The 15,548-nt window shown below is 61.9% G+C and carries 13 protein-coding genes; 12 read left to right on the top strand and 1 reads right to left on the bottom strand.

Annotated features, from left to right (window positions below; all coding sequences use genetic code 11):
• The first annotated feature begins 16 nt into the window (after nucleotides 1–16).
• From AAFO90_RS19120 to AAFO90_RS19105, 4 genes are read left to right on the top strand one after another with little or no spacing between them, the layout of a single operon-like run.
• The gene (locus AAFO90_RS19120) at nucleotides 17–1,816 is read left to right on the top strand and encodes an acyclic terpene utilization AtuA family protein (protein WP_152467139.1); all 1,800 of its coding nucleotides are present in this window, start codon (nucleotides 17–19) and stop codon (nucleotides 1,814–1,816) included.
• Between the two features lie 12 nt (nucleotides 1,817–1,828).
• Entirely contained in the window at nucleotides 1,829–3,298 is a 1,470-nt protein-coding gene (locus AAFO90_RS19115; protein WP_136340206.1) for a biotin carboxylase N-terminal domain-containing protein, read from the top strand.
• Nucleotides 3,298–3,801 (top strand): acetyl-CoA carboxylase biotin carboxyl carrier protein subunit, encoded by a 504-nt coding sequence (locus tag AAFO90_RS19110; RefSeq protein WP_232237131.1) that lies wholly within the window; start codon nucleotides 3,298–3,300, stop codon nucleotides 3,799–3,801. Before AAFO90_RS19115 ends, AAFO90_RS19110 begins: the two co-directional genes overlap by 1 nt.
• Before the next feature lie 2 nt (nucleotides 3,802–3,803).
• Nucleotides 3,804–5,411 carry a carboxyl transferase domain-containing protein gene (locus tag AAFO90_RS19105; RefSeq protein ID WP_043753618.1) on the top strand — a complete coding sequence of 536 codons (1,608 nt, stop codon included), beginning with the start codon at nucleotides 3,804–3,806 and terminating at the stop codon, nucleotides 5,409–5,411.
• Nucleotides 5,412–5,522: 111 nt separating this feature from the next.
• Here the strand turns inward: AAFO90_RS19105 and AAFO90_RS19100 are convergent, their stop codons facing one another.
• Nucleotides 5,523–6,134, bottom strand: coding sequence for a transferase hexapeptide repeat family protein (locus AAFO90_RS19100; RefSeq protein ID WP_043753615.1), 612 nt, complete (start codon nucleotides 6,132–6,134; stop codon nucleotides 5,523–5,525).
• Nucleotides 6,135–6,387: 253 nt separating this feature from the next.
• Between AAFO90_RS19100 and AAFO90_RS19095 the strand changes: the two genes are divergently transcribed.
• The 8 genes from AAFO90_RS19095 (at nucleotide 6,388) to AAFO90_RS19060 (ending at nucleotide 15,421) form a co-directional block, all read left to right on the top strand.
• Complete coding sequence (locus tag AAFO90_RS19095; protein WP_152467141.1) at nucleotides 6,388–7,572, top strand: lipid-transfer protein; 1,185 nt, start codon at nucleotides 6,388–6,390, stop codon at nucleotides 7,570–7,572.
• 24 nt (nucleotides 7,573–7,596) lie between these two features.
• A complete protein-coding gene (locus tag AAFO90_RS19090) occupies nucleotides 7,597–8,427 on the top strand; it encodes an SDR family oxidoreductase (RefSeq protein WP_027264429.1) in 831 nt (276 codons plus the stop codon).
• Nucleotides 8,428–8,607: 180 nt separating this feature from the next.
• Nucleotides 8,608–9,237 carry a TetR/AcrR family transcriptional regulator gene (locus AAFO90_RS19085; protein WP_197918523.1) on the top strand — a complete coding sequence of 210 codons (630 nt, stop codon included), beginning with the start codon at nucleotides 8,608–8,610 and terminating at the stop codon, nucleotides 9,235–9,237.
• A gap of 4 nt (nucleotides 9,238–9,241) precedes the next feature.
• Complete coding sequence (locus tag AAFO90_RS19080) at nucleotides 9,242–10,840, top strand: carboxyl transferase domain-containing protein (RefSeq protein ID WP_043753606.1); 1,599 nt, start codon at nucleotides 9,242–9,244, stop codon at nucleotides 10,838–10,840.
• 9 nt (nucleotides 10,841–10,849) lie between these two features.
• Nucleotides 10,850–11,644: a crotonase/enoyl-CoA hydratase family protein gene (locus tag AAFO90_RS19075; protein ID WP_028288551.1), complete on the top strand. Its 795-nt coding sequence runs from the start codon at nucleotides 10,850–10,852 to the stop codon at nucleotides 11,642–11,644.
• Nucleotides 11,641–13,644 (top strand): biotin carboxylase N-terminal domain-containing protein, encoded by a 2,004-nt coding sequence (locus tag AAFO90_RS19070; RefSeq protein WP_234163358.1) that lies wholly within the window; start codon nucleotides 11,641–11,643, stop codon nucleotides 13,642–13,644. Before AAFO90_RS19075 ends, AAFO90_RS19070 begins: the two co-directional genes overlap by 4 nt.
• Entirely contained in the window at nucleotides 13,641–14,807 is a 1,167-nt protein-coding gene (locus AAFO90_RS19065) for an acyl-CoA dehydrogenase family protein (protein ID WP_152467144.1), read from the top strand. The genes AAFO90_RS19070 and AAFO90_RS19065 overlap by 4 nt, the downstream gene beginning before the upstream one ends.
• A 47-nt stretch (nucleotides 14,808–14,854) precedes the next feature.
• Nucleotides 14,855–15,421 carry a biotin transporter BioY gene (locus tag AAFO90_RS19060; RefSeq protein WP_136340106.1) on the top strand — a complete coding sequence of 189 codons (567 nt, stop codon included), beginning with the start codon at nucleotides 14,855–14,857 and terminating at the stop codon, nucleotides 15,419–15,421.
• Nucleotides 15,422–15,548: the final 127 nt, after the last annotated feature.

The raw sequence follows: 15,548 nt of genomic DNA, 5'->3' as shown, positions 1-15,548 counted from the left end.
CGGGGAGGAGAGGAATATGTCGGAACGAAAGCTGCGCATCGGATGCGCGTCGGGTTTCTGGGGCGATACGCCGGAAGCGATCGGTCAACTGGTCTCAAAGGGCGAGATCGACTATCTGGTGTTTGACTATCTGGCAGAGGTGACAATGTCGCTGATGGCGCGGGCCCGCGCCAAAGCGCCCGAGTCGGGCTATGCGCCGGACTTCGTCAAGGCGCTGGCACCCTGGTTGTCGGATATCAAGGCAAAAGGGATCAAGGTCGTTGCCAATGCAGGGGGCGTGAACCCGCGTGGCTGCAGCGATGCGCTTGCCAAAGCCGCCGCCCAGGCCGGGATCGATCTGTCCGTCGGAGTCGTGCTAGGCGATGACCTGTTGCCCAGGGCCGATGAAATTCGCAAAAACGGTCAGACGGAAATGTTCTCGGGTGTCGCATTTCCAGATGATATCTGGAGCATGAATGCCTATCTGGGTGCCCGCCCCATCGCTGCCGCGCTGGATGCCGGGGCCGACATCGTGATCACCGGACGCTGCGCCGACAGCGCGGTCGCGCTTGGTCCCCTGATGCATGAATACGGTTGGGGCGACGATGACTGGGACAAGCTCAGCCAGGGATCGCTGGCCGGCCACCTGATCGAATGCGGCCCCCAGGGAACCGGCGGCAACTTCACCGACTGGCAGGACGTGCCGGGTTGGGACAATATGGGCATGCCCATCGTCGAGGTGTCCGAAGACGGCAGTTTCATCATGACCAAGACGCCTGACACCGGCGGGCTGGTCGTGCCCGGGTCAGTCGGAGAGCAGATGCTCTATGAAATCGGGGACCCGCGCGCCTACCTGTTGCCCGACGTGATCTGCGACTGGTCCGGGGTCACCCTGGAACAGGTCGGACCCGACCGGGTGCTGGTCAAGGGCGGCAGGGGGCTTGGGCGCACCGACAGCTACAAGGTGTCGGCGACCCATGCCGATGGCTGGCGCGCGGTCTCTACCCTGACACTGGCCGCGATTGACGCACCCGCCAAGGCCGAACGTGTGGCCGAGGCGATCCTGACCCGCTGTCGCCGGATTTTCCGCGACCGCAACATGGGAGATTTCCGGCAGGTCAGCGTCGAGGTGCTGGGGGCCGAGGCGGCCTACGGCGCAAATGCGCGCGCCCGGACCCGCGAGGTGGTGCTCAAGATCGGCGCGGTCCATGACGATCGCGCCGCGCTGAACATCTTTGCCGGCGAAATCGCACCGATGGCGATTTCGACCGCGCAGGGTCTGACCGGGTTCTTCGCCGGACGGCCAAAGGTGCAGCCGGTGGTCCGTCTATTTTCCTTCCTTCAGAGCAAGGCCGAAACCCCCGTCGCGGTCGAGGTCGACGGCAAGGATGTGCCCGTGAGCGTGGCCACTACGCCAGTCCACCTTGATCCGCCTGCCGCACCGCCCGCAGATAGCCGCGAGCCCGGTCCGGACGTTGTCAAGGTCCGCCTCGTCGATTTGGCCTGGGGCCGCTCGGGCGACAAGGGGGACATCGCCAATATCGGCATCCTCGCGCGCAAGCCGGACTACCTACCATATATCCGCTCGGCTCTCAGCGAAGAGGTGGTGAAGGACTATTTCGCCCATGTCTGCGACGGCAGGGTAGAACGGTTCGACTTGCCTGGAAGCCATTCGCTGAATTTCCTGTTGCATGAATCGCTTGGCGGTGGCGGCATCGCCTCGGTCCGCATAGACCCGCAGGGCAAAGGGTTCGCGCAGATGCTGCTTGATATCGAAATTCCCGTGCCAGCCGATCTGGCCGCACGTGACGGACTGAATGCCGCGGCCCGGAACTAAGAGGACGACACCATGACCATTTCGAAACTCCTGGTCGCCAATCGGGGCGAGATCGCGGCGCGCGTGTTGCGCACCGCTAAGGCCCGCGGGCTTGCGACTGCCGTGTTGCGTCATGTCGCCGAGCAAGAGGGGCCGGCGCATCTGATCGCAGATGAGGTCGTGATGATCGACGGCCCGACGCCCGTGGCCGCCTATCTCGATATTCCTCAGATCGTCGAAGCCGCCAAAGGGATCGGCGCGGACGCGGTTCATCCCGGCTATGGCTTTCTGTCAGAGAATGCCGGTTTTGTCGCGGCGCTGGAAAAAGCCGGAGTGACCTTTGTCGGCCCGACGTCCGAGGTCATCGACCTGATGGGGGACAAGGTCCGCGCCCGCGCCTTCGTCGAGGAACGCGGGTTTCCCGTCGCCCCCTCGGCCATCGAGGATGATGATCCGGCGAGCTTTGTCGAACGCGCCCGCGCCGTTGGCTATCCGCTGCTCATCAAGCCCTCGGCCGGCGGTGGCGGCAAGGGCATGCGCGTCGTACGCGAGGACAGCACGCTGGAGACCGAAATCGAAACCGCGCGCCGCGAAGGCGAACGATATTTCGGCGACGGGCGGCTTTTCGTCGAACGCTATATCGAACGCCCGCGCCATATCGAGGTGCAGGTGATGGGCGACGGACAGGGCAACGTGGTCCATTTCTGGGAACGTGAATGTTCGATCCAGCGCCGGTTCCAGAAGATTATCGAGGAAACGCCGTCACCGGCGCTGACCCCCGAGCAACGGGATGAGATCTGCGAGACCGCTGCCGGAATTGCCCGCGCCGTCAAATACCGCGGGGCAGGGACTGTCGAATTCATCTATGCACAGGATGGGGCCTTTTATTTCCTGGAAATGAACACCCGCCTTCAGGTCGAACATCCGGTGACCGAGATGGTAACCGGCTTTGATCTGGTTGCCGAGCAGCTGCGTGTCGCGGCGGGCGACGGGCTGAGCGCCGTGCAGGCGGATATTCCCCAAACCGGACACTCGATCGAACTGCGCATCTGTGCCGAGGATGCGACCGCCGATTTTCGCCCCGCGATCGGCAATATCCTGCTGCTGGACGAACCCCAGGGCGAGGGGATCCGCGTAGACAGCGGCATTCTGGATGGCGGCAAGGTAACGACCGACTTCGACCCGATGTTGTCCAAGCTGATCGTGCATGGCCCGGATCGCGCGCAGGCCATCGCCCGTGCCCGGAGCGCGGTGCAAAGCTATGTGATTCTCGGGGTAACGACCAACACCGGTTACCTGGATGCAATCCTTGCACATCCGGATTTCGCCTCTGGTGACGTTTCAACTGGCTTCCTGGCTGAACAATCCGAAACGCTAACCGCGCCGGGCGAAGATGTCTCTGACTTGCTGATAGCGGCGGCGGCCCTATCGGACGAGCGCCTGGTGAGTGACGTAATGCAGATACCGGAAATGTACCGCAAGATGGGTGGGTGGAGAAACTGATGCAACGGATTTTTCAGATCGACGGAGAAGAGACTGATTGCTGGCTGGGTCATGATGGCAGCCGGTTCGTGCTCAACACCCCCACTGGCGCTGTTGCCTGCCAATTGGATCCGACGGGTCTGCCGGGCGGTTACAAGCTGCGGGCCAAGGGTGTTGTGCGCGAATTGCGACTGGCCGTGGGGCCGGAAGCAACTTTTGTGCACATGGACGGGCGAACCTACGAAGTCGGGCGGGTTGATCCCGCCGAACGCCTGGCCGGAAGCGACGGTGGCGCGAGCGACGACCGATTGGTGGCGCCCATGCCGGGTGTCGTGGTGTCAGTTGCGGTTAAACCCGGCGATGCGGTTGAAGAAGGCCAGCCACTTCTGGTGATCGAAAGCATGAAGTTGGAAACCACACTGACGGCGCCGCGCGACGGGGTCGTTGCCGAAATGCCATTCGCCGAAGGCGACAGTTTTGGTCTGAAAGACATCCTGGCCCAATTGGCTCCGGAGGAGGAGTGACCATGCGCAGAATTGAAAGTCAGATCGACACCAATGCCGCCGACTACAAGGCAAATTTCGCCGCCATGTCTGAACGGCTGAAGGAATTCCACGCTCGCCAGCACGCGGCGCGTTTCGAACGTCCGCAACGCGATATCGACCGCCTCGCCCGCCAGAACAAACTGGGCGTGCGCGAGCGGTTGAAACTGCTGCTGGACCCCGGCACTCCGTTTTTGGAATTTTCAACCCTGGCGGCCTGTCGTGAATATGACGGGGTGGTGCCCGGCGCAGGCGTGGTTACGGGGATCGGCATCGTGCAAGGCCGCGAGGTCGCCATTCATGCCAATGATGCCAGCGTCAAGGGCGGTGCCTGGTATCCGCATACCGTGAAAAAGGTCGTGCGTCTTCTGGATGTCGCGCTGGAAAACCGTCTGCCGGTCATCCATATCTGCGACAGCGCGGGCGGTTTCCTGCCGCTGCAGCACGGGGTGTTTCCCGACCGGTATCTGGGCGGGCGGGTGTTCCGCAACCAGGTCAAGCTGAGCCAGGCCAATATCCCGCAGATTGCCGTGGTCGGCGGACACTGCACGGCTGGCGGTGCCTATGTGCCGACGCTGAGCGACTACAACATCATCATCGAAGGCACAGGCGCGATTTTCCTTGGCGGTCCCCCGCTGGTCAAGGCGGCTACCGGCGAAGAGGTCGGTGTTCAGGAGCTTGGCGGCGCGGTCATGCACACCTCGGTATCGGGCACCGGCGACTATCGCGCCGCGACCGAACAACACGCCTTTTCACTGGCGCGCGAGATTGTCAGCCAATGGATGCGCACCCCGAAAACGATCATCGAAACCGCCGCTTTTGAAGAGCCATACTACGACCCCAAGGAGCTTTATGGGATCATCCCCAAGGACCGGAAAACCCAGTTTGATATGCGCGAGGTTCTGGCGCGGATCGTCGATGGCTCGCGCTTTCACGAATACCAGCCCGACTATGGCACCACGATGGTTTGCGGCTTTGCCCATATCTGGGGTTACAAGGTCGGCATCCTTGCCAACAACGGGGTGCTGTTCAACGACAGTTCGCTCAAGGCAGCGCATTTCATGCAGTTGTGCAACCAGAACCGCACGCCTCTGGTCTTTTTCCAGAACATCACCGGCTATATGGTGGGCCGCGAATACGAAGAACGAGGCATCGCCAAGGATGGCGCCAAGATGCTGATGGCGCAGGGCGGCTCGGTCGTGCCGAAGTTTACCGTGATCGCCAATGCGTCTTACGGGGCCGGCAACTACGGGATGTGCGGACGGGCCTGGGACGCGCGCACGCTGTTCATGTGGCCCCAGGCCGAGATCGGCGTGATGGGGGCGGATCAGGCCGCAAATACCATGGCGGACGTCAAGATTCGGCAGCTTCAGCGCGAAGGCAAAGAGCTGACCGAAGAAGAAATCGCCGCGATCCGCGAACCGGTGCTGGAAAAATACAAGCGCGATGTCGAGGCTTATACCTCGACCTCGGAATTGTGGGACGACGGCATCCTCGATCCGGCGGACACACGCAACGCGCTTGGCATGTCGATTTCTGCCTCGCTCAATGCACCGATCGACGATCCGCACTACGGGATCTTCCGTCTGTAAAGGCTTGAGGGACGGCACACCGGGTCGGGGAGTGCCGTTCCGCGTCAAGGCGCTTCCATCTGGTGCTTTCGGAATCTGAAGTAGTCCTGACCGGTCCGGTTCCCGGACCGGTCAGGACGATGTCCGCCGCGCCTCCTGAATGGAGACGACGTCAGAGGCCGCCATGCCGGGCCGGTTTGCCTCGACCGCCTTCAGCGGCTCGACCGGCGTCAATCCGGCCAGACAGTCGCGCGCAAGTTGCTGGTATTCCGCGGTGCCGCGCGTTTTCCACGCGATTTCTTTCTCGCTGACCTCGCGGATCACCTTTGCCGGCGATCCCACCACCATCGAACGCGGCGGAATCACGGTTTCGCCACGCACAAACGCCTGCGCGCCGACAATCGATTCCGCCCCAAGCTCTACACCATCCATAATGACGGAATTCATTCCGACCAGAGCGTTCCGGCCCACTGTGCAACCGTGCAGGATCGCGCCATGGCCGATGTGGCCGTCGCTTTCCACCACGGCGTCGCGGCCGGGAAAGGAATGGATGATGCAATTGTCCTGAACATTGGCTCCATCCCCGATCACGATCCTGCCGAAATCGCCCCGCAAGCTTGCTCCGGGGCCGATGTAGCATCCATGACCCAAGATGACATTTCCGATCAGAACGGCCTGGGGGTGGACATATGTATCCTCGGGCACGACGGGTATAAAACCCTTGAACTCATAACAGTATGCCATTCCGACCACCTTTCGTAAGCTGAGTGCTAAACGCTTGTCAGCGGTTGCGCCGGGACCAGAATCCCTCAATTGTGCCGCCGATCAGGGCGTGTGGCCCGAAAACAAACACAAGTTAGAAAATAGCGCAAGCTCCCTACGTCACAGCTTGGCGATATTGACACTTCCCAAGGTTGGGATTTAAAATCTAACAAATGGTAGAAAATAGGCTGGCGGACCGATTAGGGTGGCCTGACCGAACTTGGGAGAGAGAGAAATGACAGACAAAGCCTATGTTGCAGGCGTTGGGATGGTCCCGTTCCAGAAGCCGGGAAAATCCGAAAGCTACGATGTGATGGCGACCGCTGCGACCCGGTCCGCTCTGGCAGACGCGGGGTTGGATTATGATAAAGTCCAACAGGCCTATGTTGGCTATGTCTATGGCGACAGCACCTGCGGTCAGCGCGCCCTGTACCATGTCGGAATGACAGGCATCCCGGTTCTGAATGTGAACAACAACTGCTCGACCGGATCGTCCGCCCTGTTCCTGGCCAGGCAGGCAGTTGAAAGCGGCGCGGTCGAATGTGCTCTGGCACTTGGGTTCGAACAGATGCAGCCCGGCGCAATCGGTGCGATGTTCCATGACCGGGTCAGCCCGTTTGCGGCATTCGACAGTGAAACCGACGATCTGGTTGGCCGTTCCGAAATCCCGCTGGCACTGCGGTACTTTGGCGGTGCGGGCAAGGCGCATATGGACGAGTTCGGCACACCCGTCGAGACCTTCGCCAAGATCCGCGCCAAGGCCAGCCGACATGCTGCGAAGAATCCGGTTGCCCTGTTCCGGCAGGAGGTGACGGCGGAAGATGTCATGGCCGCCCAGGTCGTCTGGCCCGGCGTCATGACCAAGCTCATGGCCTGTCCGCCAACCTGTGGCGCGGCGGCGGCGATCATTTGTTCCAAGGAATTCGCCGACAAGCACGGATTGGACAGTTCCGTTCGGATCGCGGCGCAGGCCATGACAACAGACGGACCGGAAACTTTCGAAGCCCATGACATGCGCGAAGTGGTCGGCTTTTCGATGGCCAAGCGCGCCGCCGATCAGGTTTACGAGGACGCGGGCATCGGGCCCGAGGACGTGGATGTGGTCGAACTGCACGACTGTTTCGCCCACAACGAGCTTATCACCTATGAGGCGCTTGGCCTTTGCGGTCGCGGCGAAGCGGCGAAATTCGTTGATGATGGCGACAACACCTACGGCGGAAAATACGTGACCAACCCGTCGGGCGGTCTTTTGTCCAAAGGCCATCCGCTTGGGGCGACCGGCCTAGCGCAATGTACCGAGCTCGTTCAGCAGCTTCGCGGCCAGGCAGATGCGCGCCAGGTTGATGGCGCACGTCTGGCGCTTCAGCACAATCTGGGCCTCGGCGGGGCCTGCGTCACCACGCTTTATGAAAAAGCCTGATAGCGCCTTTCGGGAGGAATCAATATGACTGGAAAACTCGACGGGCGCGTGGCGCTGGTCTCGGGCTCGGGCCGGGGCATTGGCCGCGAAATCGCTCTCAAACTGGCCTCGGAAGGGGCCCGGCTGGTGATCAACGATCTGGATGCGGATCCGGCCAATGAAACCGCCGAGGCGGTGCGCGCAATGGGAGCTGAGGCCGTGGTCTGTGCCGGCAGCGTCACCGAAGACGGTTTTGCCGAACGGTTCATCAAGACCGGCGTGGACAGCTTTGGCGGGTTAGACATCATCGTGAACAACGCAGGCTACACTTGGGATAGCGTCGTTCAGAAGATGTCCGACGAACAGTGGCAGGCGATCATCGACGTCCACCTGACGGCACCTTTCAAGATCCTGCGCGCTGCCCAGCCGGTGATCAGCGCCAAGGCCAAGGAAGAGGCCGCCGCCGGGCAAGAGGTGTTCCGCAAGGTGGTCAACATCTCGTCCATCGCAGGGACCGGCGGCAATGCTGGCCAGATCAACTATTCCGCCGCAAAGGCCGGTATCCTAGGGGTCACCCGGACGATGGCCAAGGAATGGGGCCGCTATAAGGTCAACGTCAACGCCGTCGCCTTCGGCCCGATTCGCACCCGCTTGACCGAAGGCAGCGCGGATGGCGACAGCACGATCAAGGTCGAAGAAAAAGAGATCAAGGTCGGCGTGAATCCCGATCTCCTGTCCCAGATGGAGCGCATGATCCCGCTGGGCCGGGTCGGCACTCCGGAAGAAGCTGCCGGTGCCGTCTATCTGTTCTGTGCGCCGGAATCGAACTTCATTTCAGGCCAGCACGTCATCTGCGGTGGCGGTTTCGTGATCTAAGGCATTTGCCCGGACCCGATGACGGGGTCCGGGCAAGCACATTAATGTCTGGGCGGCCTCTTGGCGGTCGCCAATGCGGAATTTTCCGCAAACTCTAGTCTGGCACGATCACGACGATTTACTCATTTGCGTTATTAACCTAACAGGCGTTAGTTAGGCGTTGGGGCGATACGAAAGTATATGGCACAAAACACGGCAATCAAAATCAACGAGACATCGCGCAGCGCGGTTGGACGGGATGGGGTGCTGGACATTGCCGCGCGGCTTTTCCGCGAACAAGGCTACGGGTCCGTTTCGCTCCGAAAAATTGCCGAGGCCGCCGGGATCAAGGCGGGTAGCATATATTATCATTTCGGTTCCAAGGACGAGATCGTCGCGGCCGTTCTTGATGCAGGGATTCGAGTCGTTCACGAGAGCATGAGAGACGCCGTCACCGACCTGCGGGCCGATGCCGACGGCGAAACGGTACTGCGCGCCGCGATCCGGGCGCATCTGCGCGCGCTTATTGATGTGAGCGATTATACATCGGCGAATGTGCGTATTTTCGGGCAGGTGCCGCAATCCGTCCGGGATGCCAACTTGCCCACGCGCAGGGCCTATGAGGCAGAGTGGGACAGTCTTCTGTCCCAGCTTAAGAAAGATGGCACGCTGAAGCAAGACGTCGATATCCGTCGCCTGCGCCTGATGCTGATCGGTACATTGAACGCCACGCTCGATTGGTTCGACCCGGACCGCGGTAGCGCCGATGCGTTGTCACGCACCTATGCCGATGTGTTCCTCAACGGGATACTCCAAAGACAGGATACCTGACTTCATGGCACGTCTTGAAACAGCGGTGCTGACCGCATCAGAGACCTACACCCGCAACCACGCCGCACAAAGCGAGCGCGTCGAAACGCTGCGTGCGCGGATCGCCGAAGCAACGGCTGGCGGCCGCCCCGATATGGTCGCGCGGCATCGCAAGCGCGGCAAGCTGTTGGTCCGCGAACGGATCGACCTGCTGGTGGATCCGGGCACTGCGTTTCTTGAGCTGTCGTCGCTTGCCGCCTACGGTCAATACGGGGGCGAGGTGCCCGGTGCGGGGATCGTGACCGGTATCGGGATCGTCCACGGGCTGCCCTGCGTTGTGATCGCCAACGATGCGACAGTGAAGGGTGGGTCTTTCTATCACGAAACCGTGCAGAAACACATCCGCGCCCAGGAAATCGCAGCCGAGAACCGGCTGCCCTGCCTCTATCTGGTGGATTGCGGCGGTGCCTATCTGCCAGAGCAGGACCGGGTTTTCCCCGATGCCCGCCATTTCGGCAATTCCTTTTATCGTCAAACCAACATGTCCGCGAGCGGCCTGCCGCAGATCTCGGCGGTCTTTGGAGGCTGCACGGCCGGTGGGGCCTATATCCCGGCCCTGTCGGACGAAGTCATCATGGTACGCGGCAACGCACGCATCCATCTGGGCGGCCCCTCGATCGTCAAGGTGGCGATCAACGAAGAGGTTGATGGAGAAACATTGGGGGGGGCCGAGATGCATTCGCGCGTCTCCGGTGTGTCTGACCATCTGGCCGAGGACGAGTATCATGCGCTTGCTCTGATGCGCGACATCGTATCCGAACTGGGCCTGTCGCGCCCGATGGGTCCCGATGCAACCTGCGCGCCGCCGGCGCGCAACCCAGAGGAACTGCTTGGCGTCATCAGCGCCGATCGCAAACAGCCCTATGACATGCGCGAGGTTCTGCTGCGCATGATCGACGCCGGCGAATTCCGCGAATTCAAGCCCGGATGGGGTGAGACGCTGGTCTGCGGCACCGCCCGGATTCACGGCTATCGAGTGGGCATTCTCGCAAATAATGGGGCGCTTGTGTCCGACAGTTCGCTCAAGGGCGCGCAATTCGTGTCGATGTGCGATCAACGCAACATCCCGCTTTTGTTCCTCCACAACATCTCGGGCTTCATGGTCGGCACCGAAGCCGAGCGCGGCGGCATTGCCAAAGACAGCGCCAAGCTGGTCTATGCCATGTCGGTTGCCAAGGTGCCGCGCCTGTCGGTCCTCTTGGGCGGCTCATACGGGGCAGGCAACTACGGCATGTGCGGACGTGGTTTCGCCCCGAATTTTCTCTTTGCCTGGCCCACGGCGGAACTGGCCACCATGTCTGCCGACATCGCCACAAATGTGATGCTGGAACTGCGCCGCCAGAAAGGGGGCGACCCGGGCAAGATGGAGGCCGACATGAAGCTGATCGAGGAGCAGGTTCGGGCCCAGTACGGTGAACAGTCCGATCCCTATTATGCCACCTCGCGGCTTTGGGATGACGGGCTGATCGAACCCGCGCAAACCCGCGATATCCTTGGCCTGTGTCTGGCCATCGTGACATCGGTGCCCGAAGCCGGTCGCCATACGCCTGTATTCAGAATGTGAGGCTTCAAGTTGACCAATACCTACAACACGATCCTTATCGAAACCGATGCGCGTGGCGTCGCCACGCTGACGCTCAACCGCCCCGACAAACACAATGCGCTGAATGGCGAATTGATCGCAGAGCTATACGATGCCGCCGAAAAGCTGGCTGCAGATGACGATGTGCGTATTGTGGTCCTGACCGGCGCGGGCAAGAGCTTCTGCGCGGGCGGCGATTTCAACTGGTTCGCCTCTAATGTCGAGAAAACCCGTAGTGAAAGGGTCGCACAAAGCGCCACGCTGGCGCGGCTGTTGCGCCGTCTTGACACGCTGCCCAAACCCTTGATCGGGAGGATCAACGGCCCGGCTTACGGTGGCGGTGTCGGCATGATCTCCGTCTGCGACTACACCATCGGCGCCGAAGGCGCGCGCTTCGGTCTGACCGAGGTAAAACTGGGCCTTCTGCCCGCGAATATATCGCCTTATGTGGTGGCCCGCATCGGCAAGGTGCATTCGCGTGAAACCATGCTGTCGGGGGCGTTGTTCGACACGGCCCGCGCCGAGCGGATCGGTCTGTTGACCGAGGTTGTCGCGCCGGGCGACCTGGACGCCACGGTGAACCGGGTGGTGCATGATCACCTTCAGGCCGCGCCGGGTGCCGTGGCCGATACCAAGGCGCTGATCGCCTATGTCGCGTCCCACGATCTGGAGACCAACATGATCTACACCGCCGACCGGCTGGCCGATGCGTGGGAGACTGAGGAAGGTATCGAAGGCATCAACAGTTTCATCAACAAGGGCGTTCCGTCATGGCGGGTGAAATGAGCTTCACCCGCGTTCTGATCGCCAACCGGGGCGAGATTGCCCGGCGCATCCAGCGCGGGTGCCGCAAACTGGGGCTGGAAAACGTAGCGGTGTTTTCGGACGCGGACCGCGACGCGCCCTTCGTGGCCGAGGCCGATCATGCCGTCTGCATCGGTGGGGCCGCCCCGTCGGACAGTTATTTGAACGTCGAGGCCATCCTTGAGGCCGCGCGGGCGACGGGCGCGTGTGCGGTGCACCCGGGCTATGGTTTTCTGTCTGAGAATGCCGGTTTCGCGGCGGCGGTCGAGGCGGCGGGCCTTGTGTTCATCGGGCCGGAACCCGACGCTATCGCGCGGATGGGCTCCAAGATCGAGGCCAAGGCTGCCGCCGAAGCCGCAGGCGTGCCCGTCCTGCCCGGCTATCGAGGCGAGGATCAGTCCGACGCGCGCCTGCTGCAAGAGGCCGAGGCGCTAGGCACCCCCTTTCTGGTCAAGGCCAGCGCCGGCGGCGGCGGACGCGGGATGCGGCTGGTCTCCGATCCGGGCGACGCACCCGAAGCGATTGCATCTGCCCGGGCCGAAGCGCAGAGCGCCTTCGACGATCCGGCGGTGTTCCTCGAACGCTATGCACCCCGTGCCCGCCACGTCGAAGTGCAGGTTCTGGGCGACACTCACGGCACCGTGCTGCATCTGGGCGACCGCGATTGTTCGCTGCAACGCAACCACCAAAAGCTGATCGAAGAAGCCCCCGCCGCCGATCTTCCCGAGGCTGTGCGCGACCGCATGCGTGCGGCAGCGGTGCGGTTGGCGCAGGCGATCGGCTATCGCTCCGCCGGGACGGTGGAATACCTCTATGACCCCGGGCGCGGTGAATACTACTTTCTGGAAATGAATACCCGGTTGCAGGTGGAACACCCCGTGACCGAGGCGATCACCGGCATCGATCTGGTCGAATGGCAGTTGCGCATCGCGCGGGGCGAGCCGCTGGCGCTGACGCAAGGCGATGTGCAGTTTGACGGGCACGCCATTGAAATCCGCATCGCCGCCGAAAACCCGGCCGAGAATTTCCGCCCCGAAACGGGCGAGATCAGCCTTTGGGCTCCGCCCGCCGGCGTGCGGCTCGATACCGGGGTCGAGGCAGGCTCGGTCGTCAGCCACCATTACGATTCGATGATTGCCAAGCTGATCGTCCACGCGCCGGATCGGGCCGGTGCGATCCGCCGGGCGGTTGTCGCAATGGATGCCTTTGCAGTCGGTGGCGTCGGTCTGAACCTGGCCTATCAGCGCGCGTTGCTGACACACCCGGATTTTGAGGCGTTCCGGCACCATACCTCAGGCCTGCCCGAGATGTTTCCAGGCGGCTGGACTGAACCGTCCGCTGATCCCCGGGACATGGCCCTTGCCGCGATGGCGCTGCATCTGCATCTCGCCCCGGCGGGCGCGTCGCCCTGGGAAAGCCTGGGGTCATGGCGGCTCACGGCCCCTGCGGGGTGGCCCGGTGCAGCATCCTATTGGGAGACGACCAAAGACGACCCGATCCGCGTAAACGGCTCCGGGTCGGTGTTGACAGCCGTACAACTGGACGGCCAGACCATCGCGGTCGAGAGTGCCGCCTTAACAGGATGCCGTCTGAGCGGACGCATCGACGGGGTTCCGTTTTCGCGCACCGCCTATGTCTCGCGCGCGCCGGGTCACTGGCGGGTGCACCTGCAAACCCCTGCCGGAATGACCGCGACAGACCTGCGCACGCTGGAAGACCAGCATCTGCAACGTGCCACCGGCGGGTCTGGCGTCGCTGACCTGTTGTCCGCACCCATGCCCGGCGCCGTTGCCGAGGTGCGTGTCGCACGCGGCGACCGCGTTAAAGCCGGTGACACGCTTGTGGTGCTTGAGGCCATGAAGCTGTTGCAAAGCCTGCCCGCGCCGGTCGCGGGCGTAGTGACGGAAATCTATTGTGCACCGGGCGACACGGTTGCCGGGCACGCCCCACTTATCAAACTCGATCCAGAGGAAAACACATGACCAGACAAGACAACATCACCGCGGCCTCCGGCCCGTTCAACGAAGACCTCAACTTGATCCGCGACCAGCTGCGCCGGTTCATCGAAACCGAGGTGACCGCCAAGGCCGAGCCCTGGGAGGAGGAGGGCATGGTGCCCCGCGACGTGCTGCGCCGGATGGGTGATCTCGGCGTTCTGGGGATGCGCTATGACGAACAGTATGGCGGCGCGGGGCTGGACGTGATGTCCAGCGTGGTTTTGGCCGAAGAGGTCGGGCGATCCACCTTCGGCGGATTCTCGGCCACGGTTCTGGTCCACACCGACATGGCCTCGCCGCATCTGGAAAACGCCGGCACGCCCGAACAGAAGGCGCGGTGGATGCCGTCGATCACCTCTGGCGAAATGATCACCGCCGTCGCCGTGACCGAGCCGGGCGCGGGCTCGGACGTGGCCGGCATGCGCACCCGCGCGGTGCGGGACGGGTCGGATTGGGTGCTGAACGGCACCAAGATGTTCATCACCAACGGCGTGCATGGCGATCTCTACTTTGTCGGCGCCAAGACCGATCCCGATGCCAAGGGGTCGCGCGGGATCACCATGTTTGCGGTCGAAAAAGGCACGCCGGGCTTTTCGGTCGGACGGGCGTTGAACAAGACCGGCTGGCTGTGCTCGGACACTGCCGAACTGATCTTCGAAGATGTCCGCATCCCGGCCGAAAACGTTCTGGGCGAGGTCAACCGCGGCTTCTATTCGGTGATGAAGAACTTCCAGAACGAACGCATCGTCCTGGGTGCGATGGCCTGTGCCGAAGCGCAAACCGCGCTGGACATGACCGTGGATTACGTCAAGCAGCGCAGGGCCTTTGGCGGCGTTCTGTGGGACAAGCAGGCCGTGCGCCAACGGCTGGCCGACTGTCAGACGCGGATCGCGGCAGGACGTCAGCTGGTCTATCACGCCGCCGGTCTGGATGCCGCGGGCGGTGACTGCGTGAAAGAGGTCTCAATGGTCAAAGCCTATTGCGGCGAACTGGTGAACAGCGTGCTTTATGACTGCGTCCAGTTTCACGGCGGCATGGGTTATATGCGCGAAACACCGGTGGAACGCATGTCACGCGATGCCCGTGTGCAGGCCATCGGCGGCGGGGCGAGCGAAGTCATGTTGGAAGAAGTCGCCAAGCGCATGTGAGCTTACTATCCAAAAAATAACAATCTTCAGAAACAAGGACGAAAAAGATGAATCTGGAAACCACTCAAAGCCAATCAGTCGCAAGACTGACCCGAGAAATCTCGATAATACTCGTCGGCACAATTCTTTTGGCACTATCCGCCAAAATCGTGGTGCCGTTCTACCCCGTACCTATGTCTACACAGACCCTGGTTGTCTTGGGTCTGGGCCTTTTCCTGGGGCCGGTGCGCAGTAGTCTTGTTGTTGTGACATACCTTTTTGAAGGTCTGCTTGGCCTGCCGGTCTTCGCAGGCACGCCTCCGGCTCCGGCCGGACTGGCGTATATTGCGGGTCCCACAGGCGGATACCTGATAGGCTTCGCACTTGCAGCGGCGGCTGCCGGTTGGGTTGTTCAAGCACTGCAAGGACTTTGGCCTTCATTCAGAGCATCTGTCGCGGTCTTTTTGGGCTCGATACTCATGTATTGCGCAGGGCTGTTCTGGTTGGGTGGCTTTGTCGGCTATGGCGAAAAGTTGCTGAACGCCGGTCTTTACCCGTTCCTTCTCGGGGATCTGACGAAGGCGACAATTGCTGTAGTTCTGTATACTGCTTACCATAATCGCCGCGCTGTGTGACTGGTCGTGTCGCGAATGCTGTGGAAATTCCCTGGCGGCGCGCTCCGGGCATGTGAAGGGTCGGTGTTTTAGGCTGCGAGGTCAAGGGGCATGGGTTCGAGGGGCTGAGAGAGGGTTTCCCAGCCGT

Origin of the sequence: Phaeobacter sp. CAU 1743, from assembly GCF_039839315.1 — a bacterium.
GTDB classification, from domain to species: domain Bacteria; phylum Pseudomonadota; class Alphaproteobacteria; order Rhodobacterales; family Rhodobacteraceae; genus Phycobacter; species Phycobacter gallaeciensis_A.
This window is presented reverse-complemented; position numbering and strand designations above follow the sequence as displayed.

Bases quoted from the DNA above. Each gene is read 5' to 3' on its own strand.
- AAFO90_RS19120 (WP_152467139.1), top strand. From the start codon at position 17: ATGTCGGAACGAAAGCTGCGCATCGGATGCGCGTCGGGTTTCTGGGGC.
- AAFO90_RS19115 (WP_136340206.1), top strand. From the start codon at position 1,829: ATGACCATTTCGAAACTCCTGGTCGCCAATCGGGGCGAGATCGCGGCG.
- AAFO90_RS19110 (WP_232237131.1), top strand. From the start codon at position 3,298: ATGCAACGGATTTTTCAGATCGACGGAGAAGAGACTGATTGCTGGCTG.
- AAFO90_RS19105 (WP_043753618.1), top strand. From the start codon at position 3,804: ATGCGCAGAATTGAAAGTCAGATCGACACCAATGCCGCCGACTACAAG.
- AAFO90_RS19100 (WP_043753615.1), bottom strand. From the start codon at position 6,134: ATGGCATACTGTTATGAGTTCAAGGGTTTTATACCCGTCGTGCCCGAG.
- AAFO90_RS19095 (WP_152467141.1), top strand. From the start codon at position 6,388: ATGACAGACAAAGCCTATGTTGCAGGCGTTGGGATGGTCCCGTTCCAG.
- AAFO90_RS19090 (WP_027264429.1), top strand. From the start codon at position 7,597: ATGACTGGAAAACTCGACGGGCGCGTGGCGCTGGTCTCGGGCTCGGGC.
- AAFO90_RS19085 (WP_197918523.1), top strand. From the start codon at position 8,608: ATGGCACAAAACACGGCAATCAAAATCAACGAGACATCGCGCAGCGCG.
- AAFO90_RS19080 (WP_043753606.1), top strand. From the start codon at position 9,242: ATGGCACGTCTTGAAACAGCGGTGCTGACCGCATCAGAGACCTACACC.
- AAFO90_RS19070 (WP_234163358.1), top strand. From the start codon at position 11,641: ATGAGCTTCACCCGCGTTCTGATCGCCAACCGGGGCGAGATTGCCCGG.
- AAFO90_RS19065 (WP_152467144.1), top strand. From the start codon at position 13,641: ATGACCAGACAAGACAACATCACCGCGGCCTCCGGCCCGTTCAACGAA.
- AAFO90_RS19060 (WP_136340106.1), top strand. From the start codon at position 14,855: ATGAATCTGGAAACCACTCAAAGCCAATCAGTCGCAAGACTGACCCGA.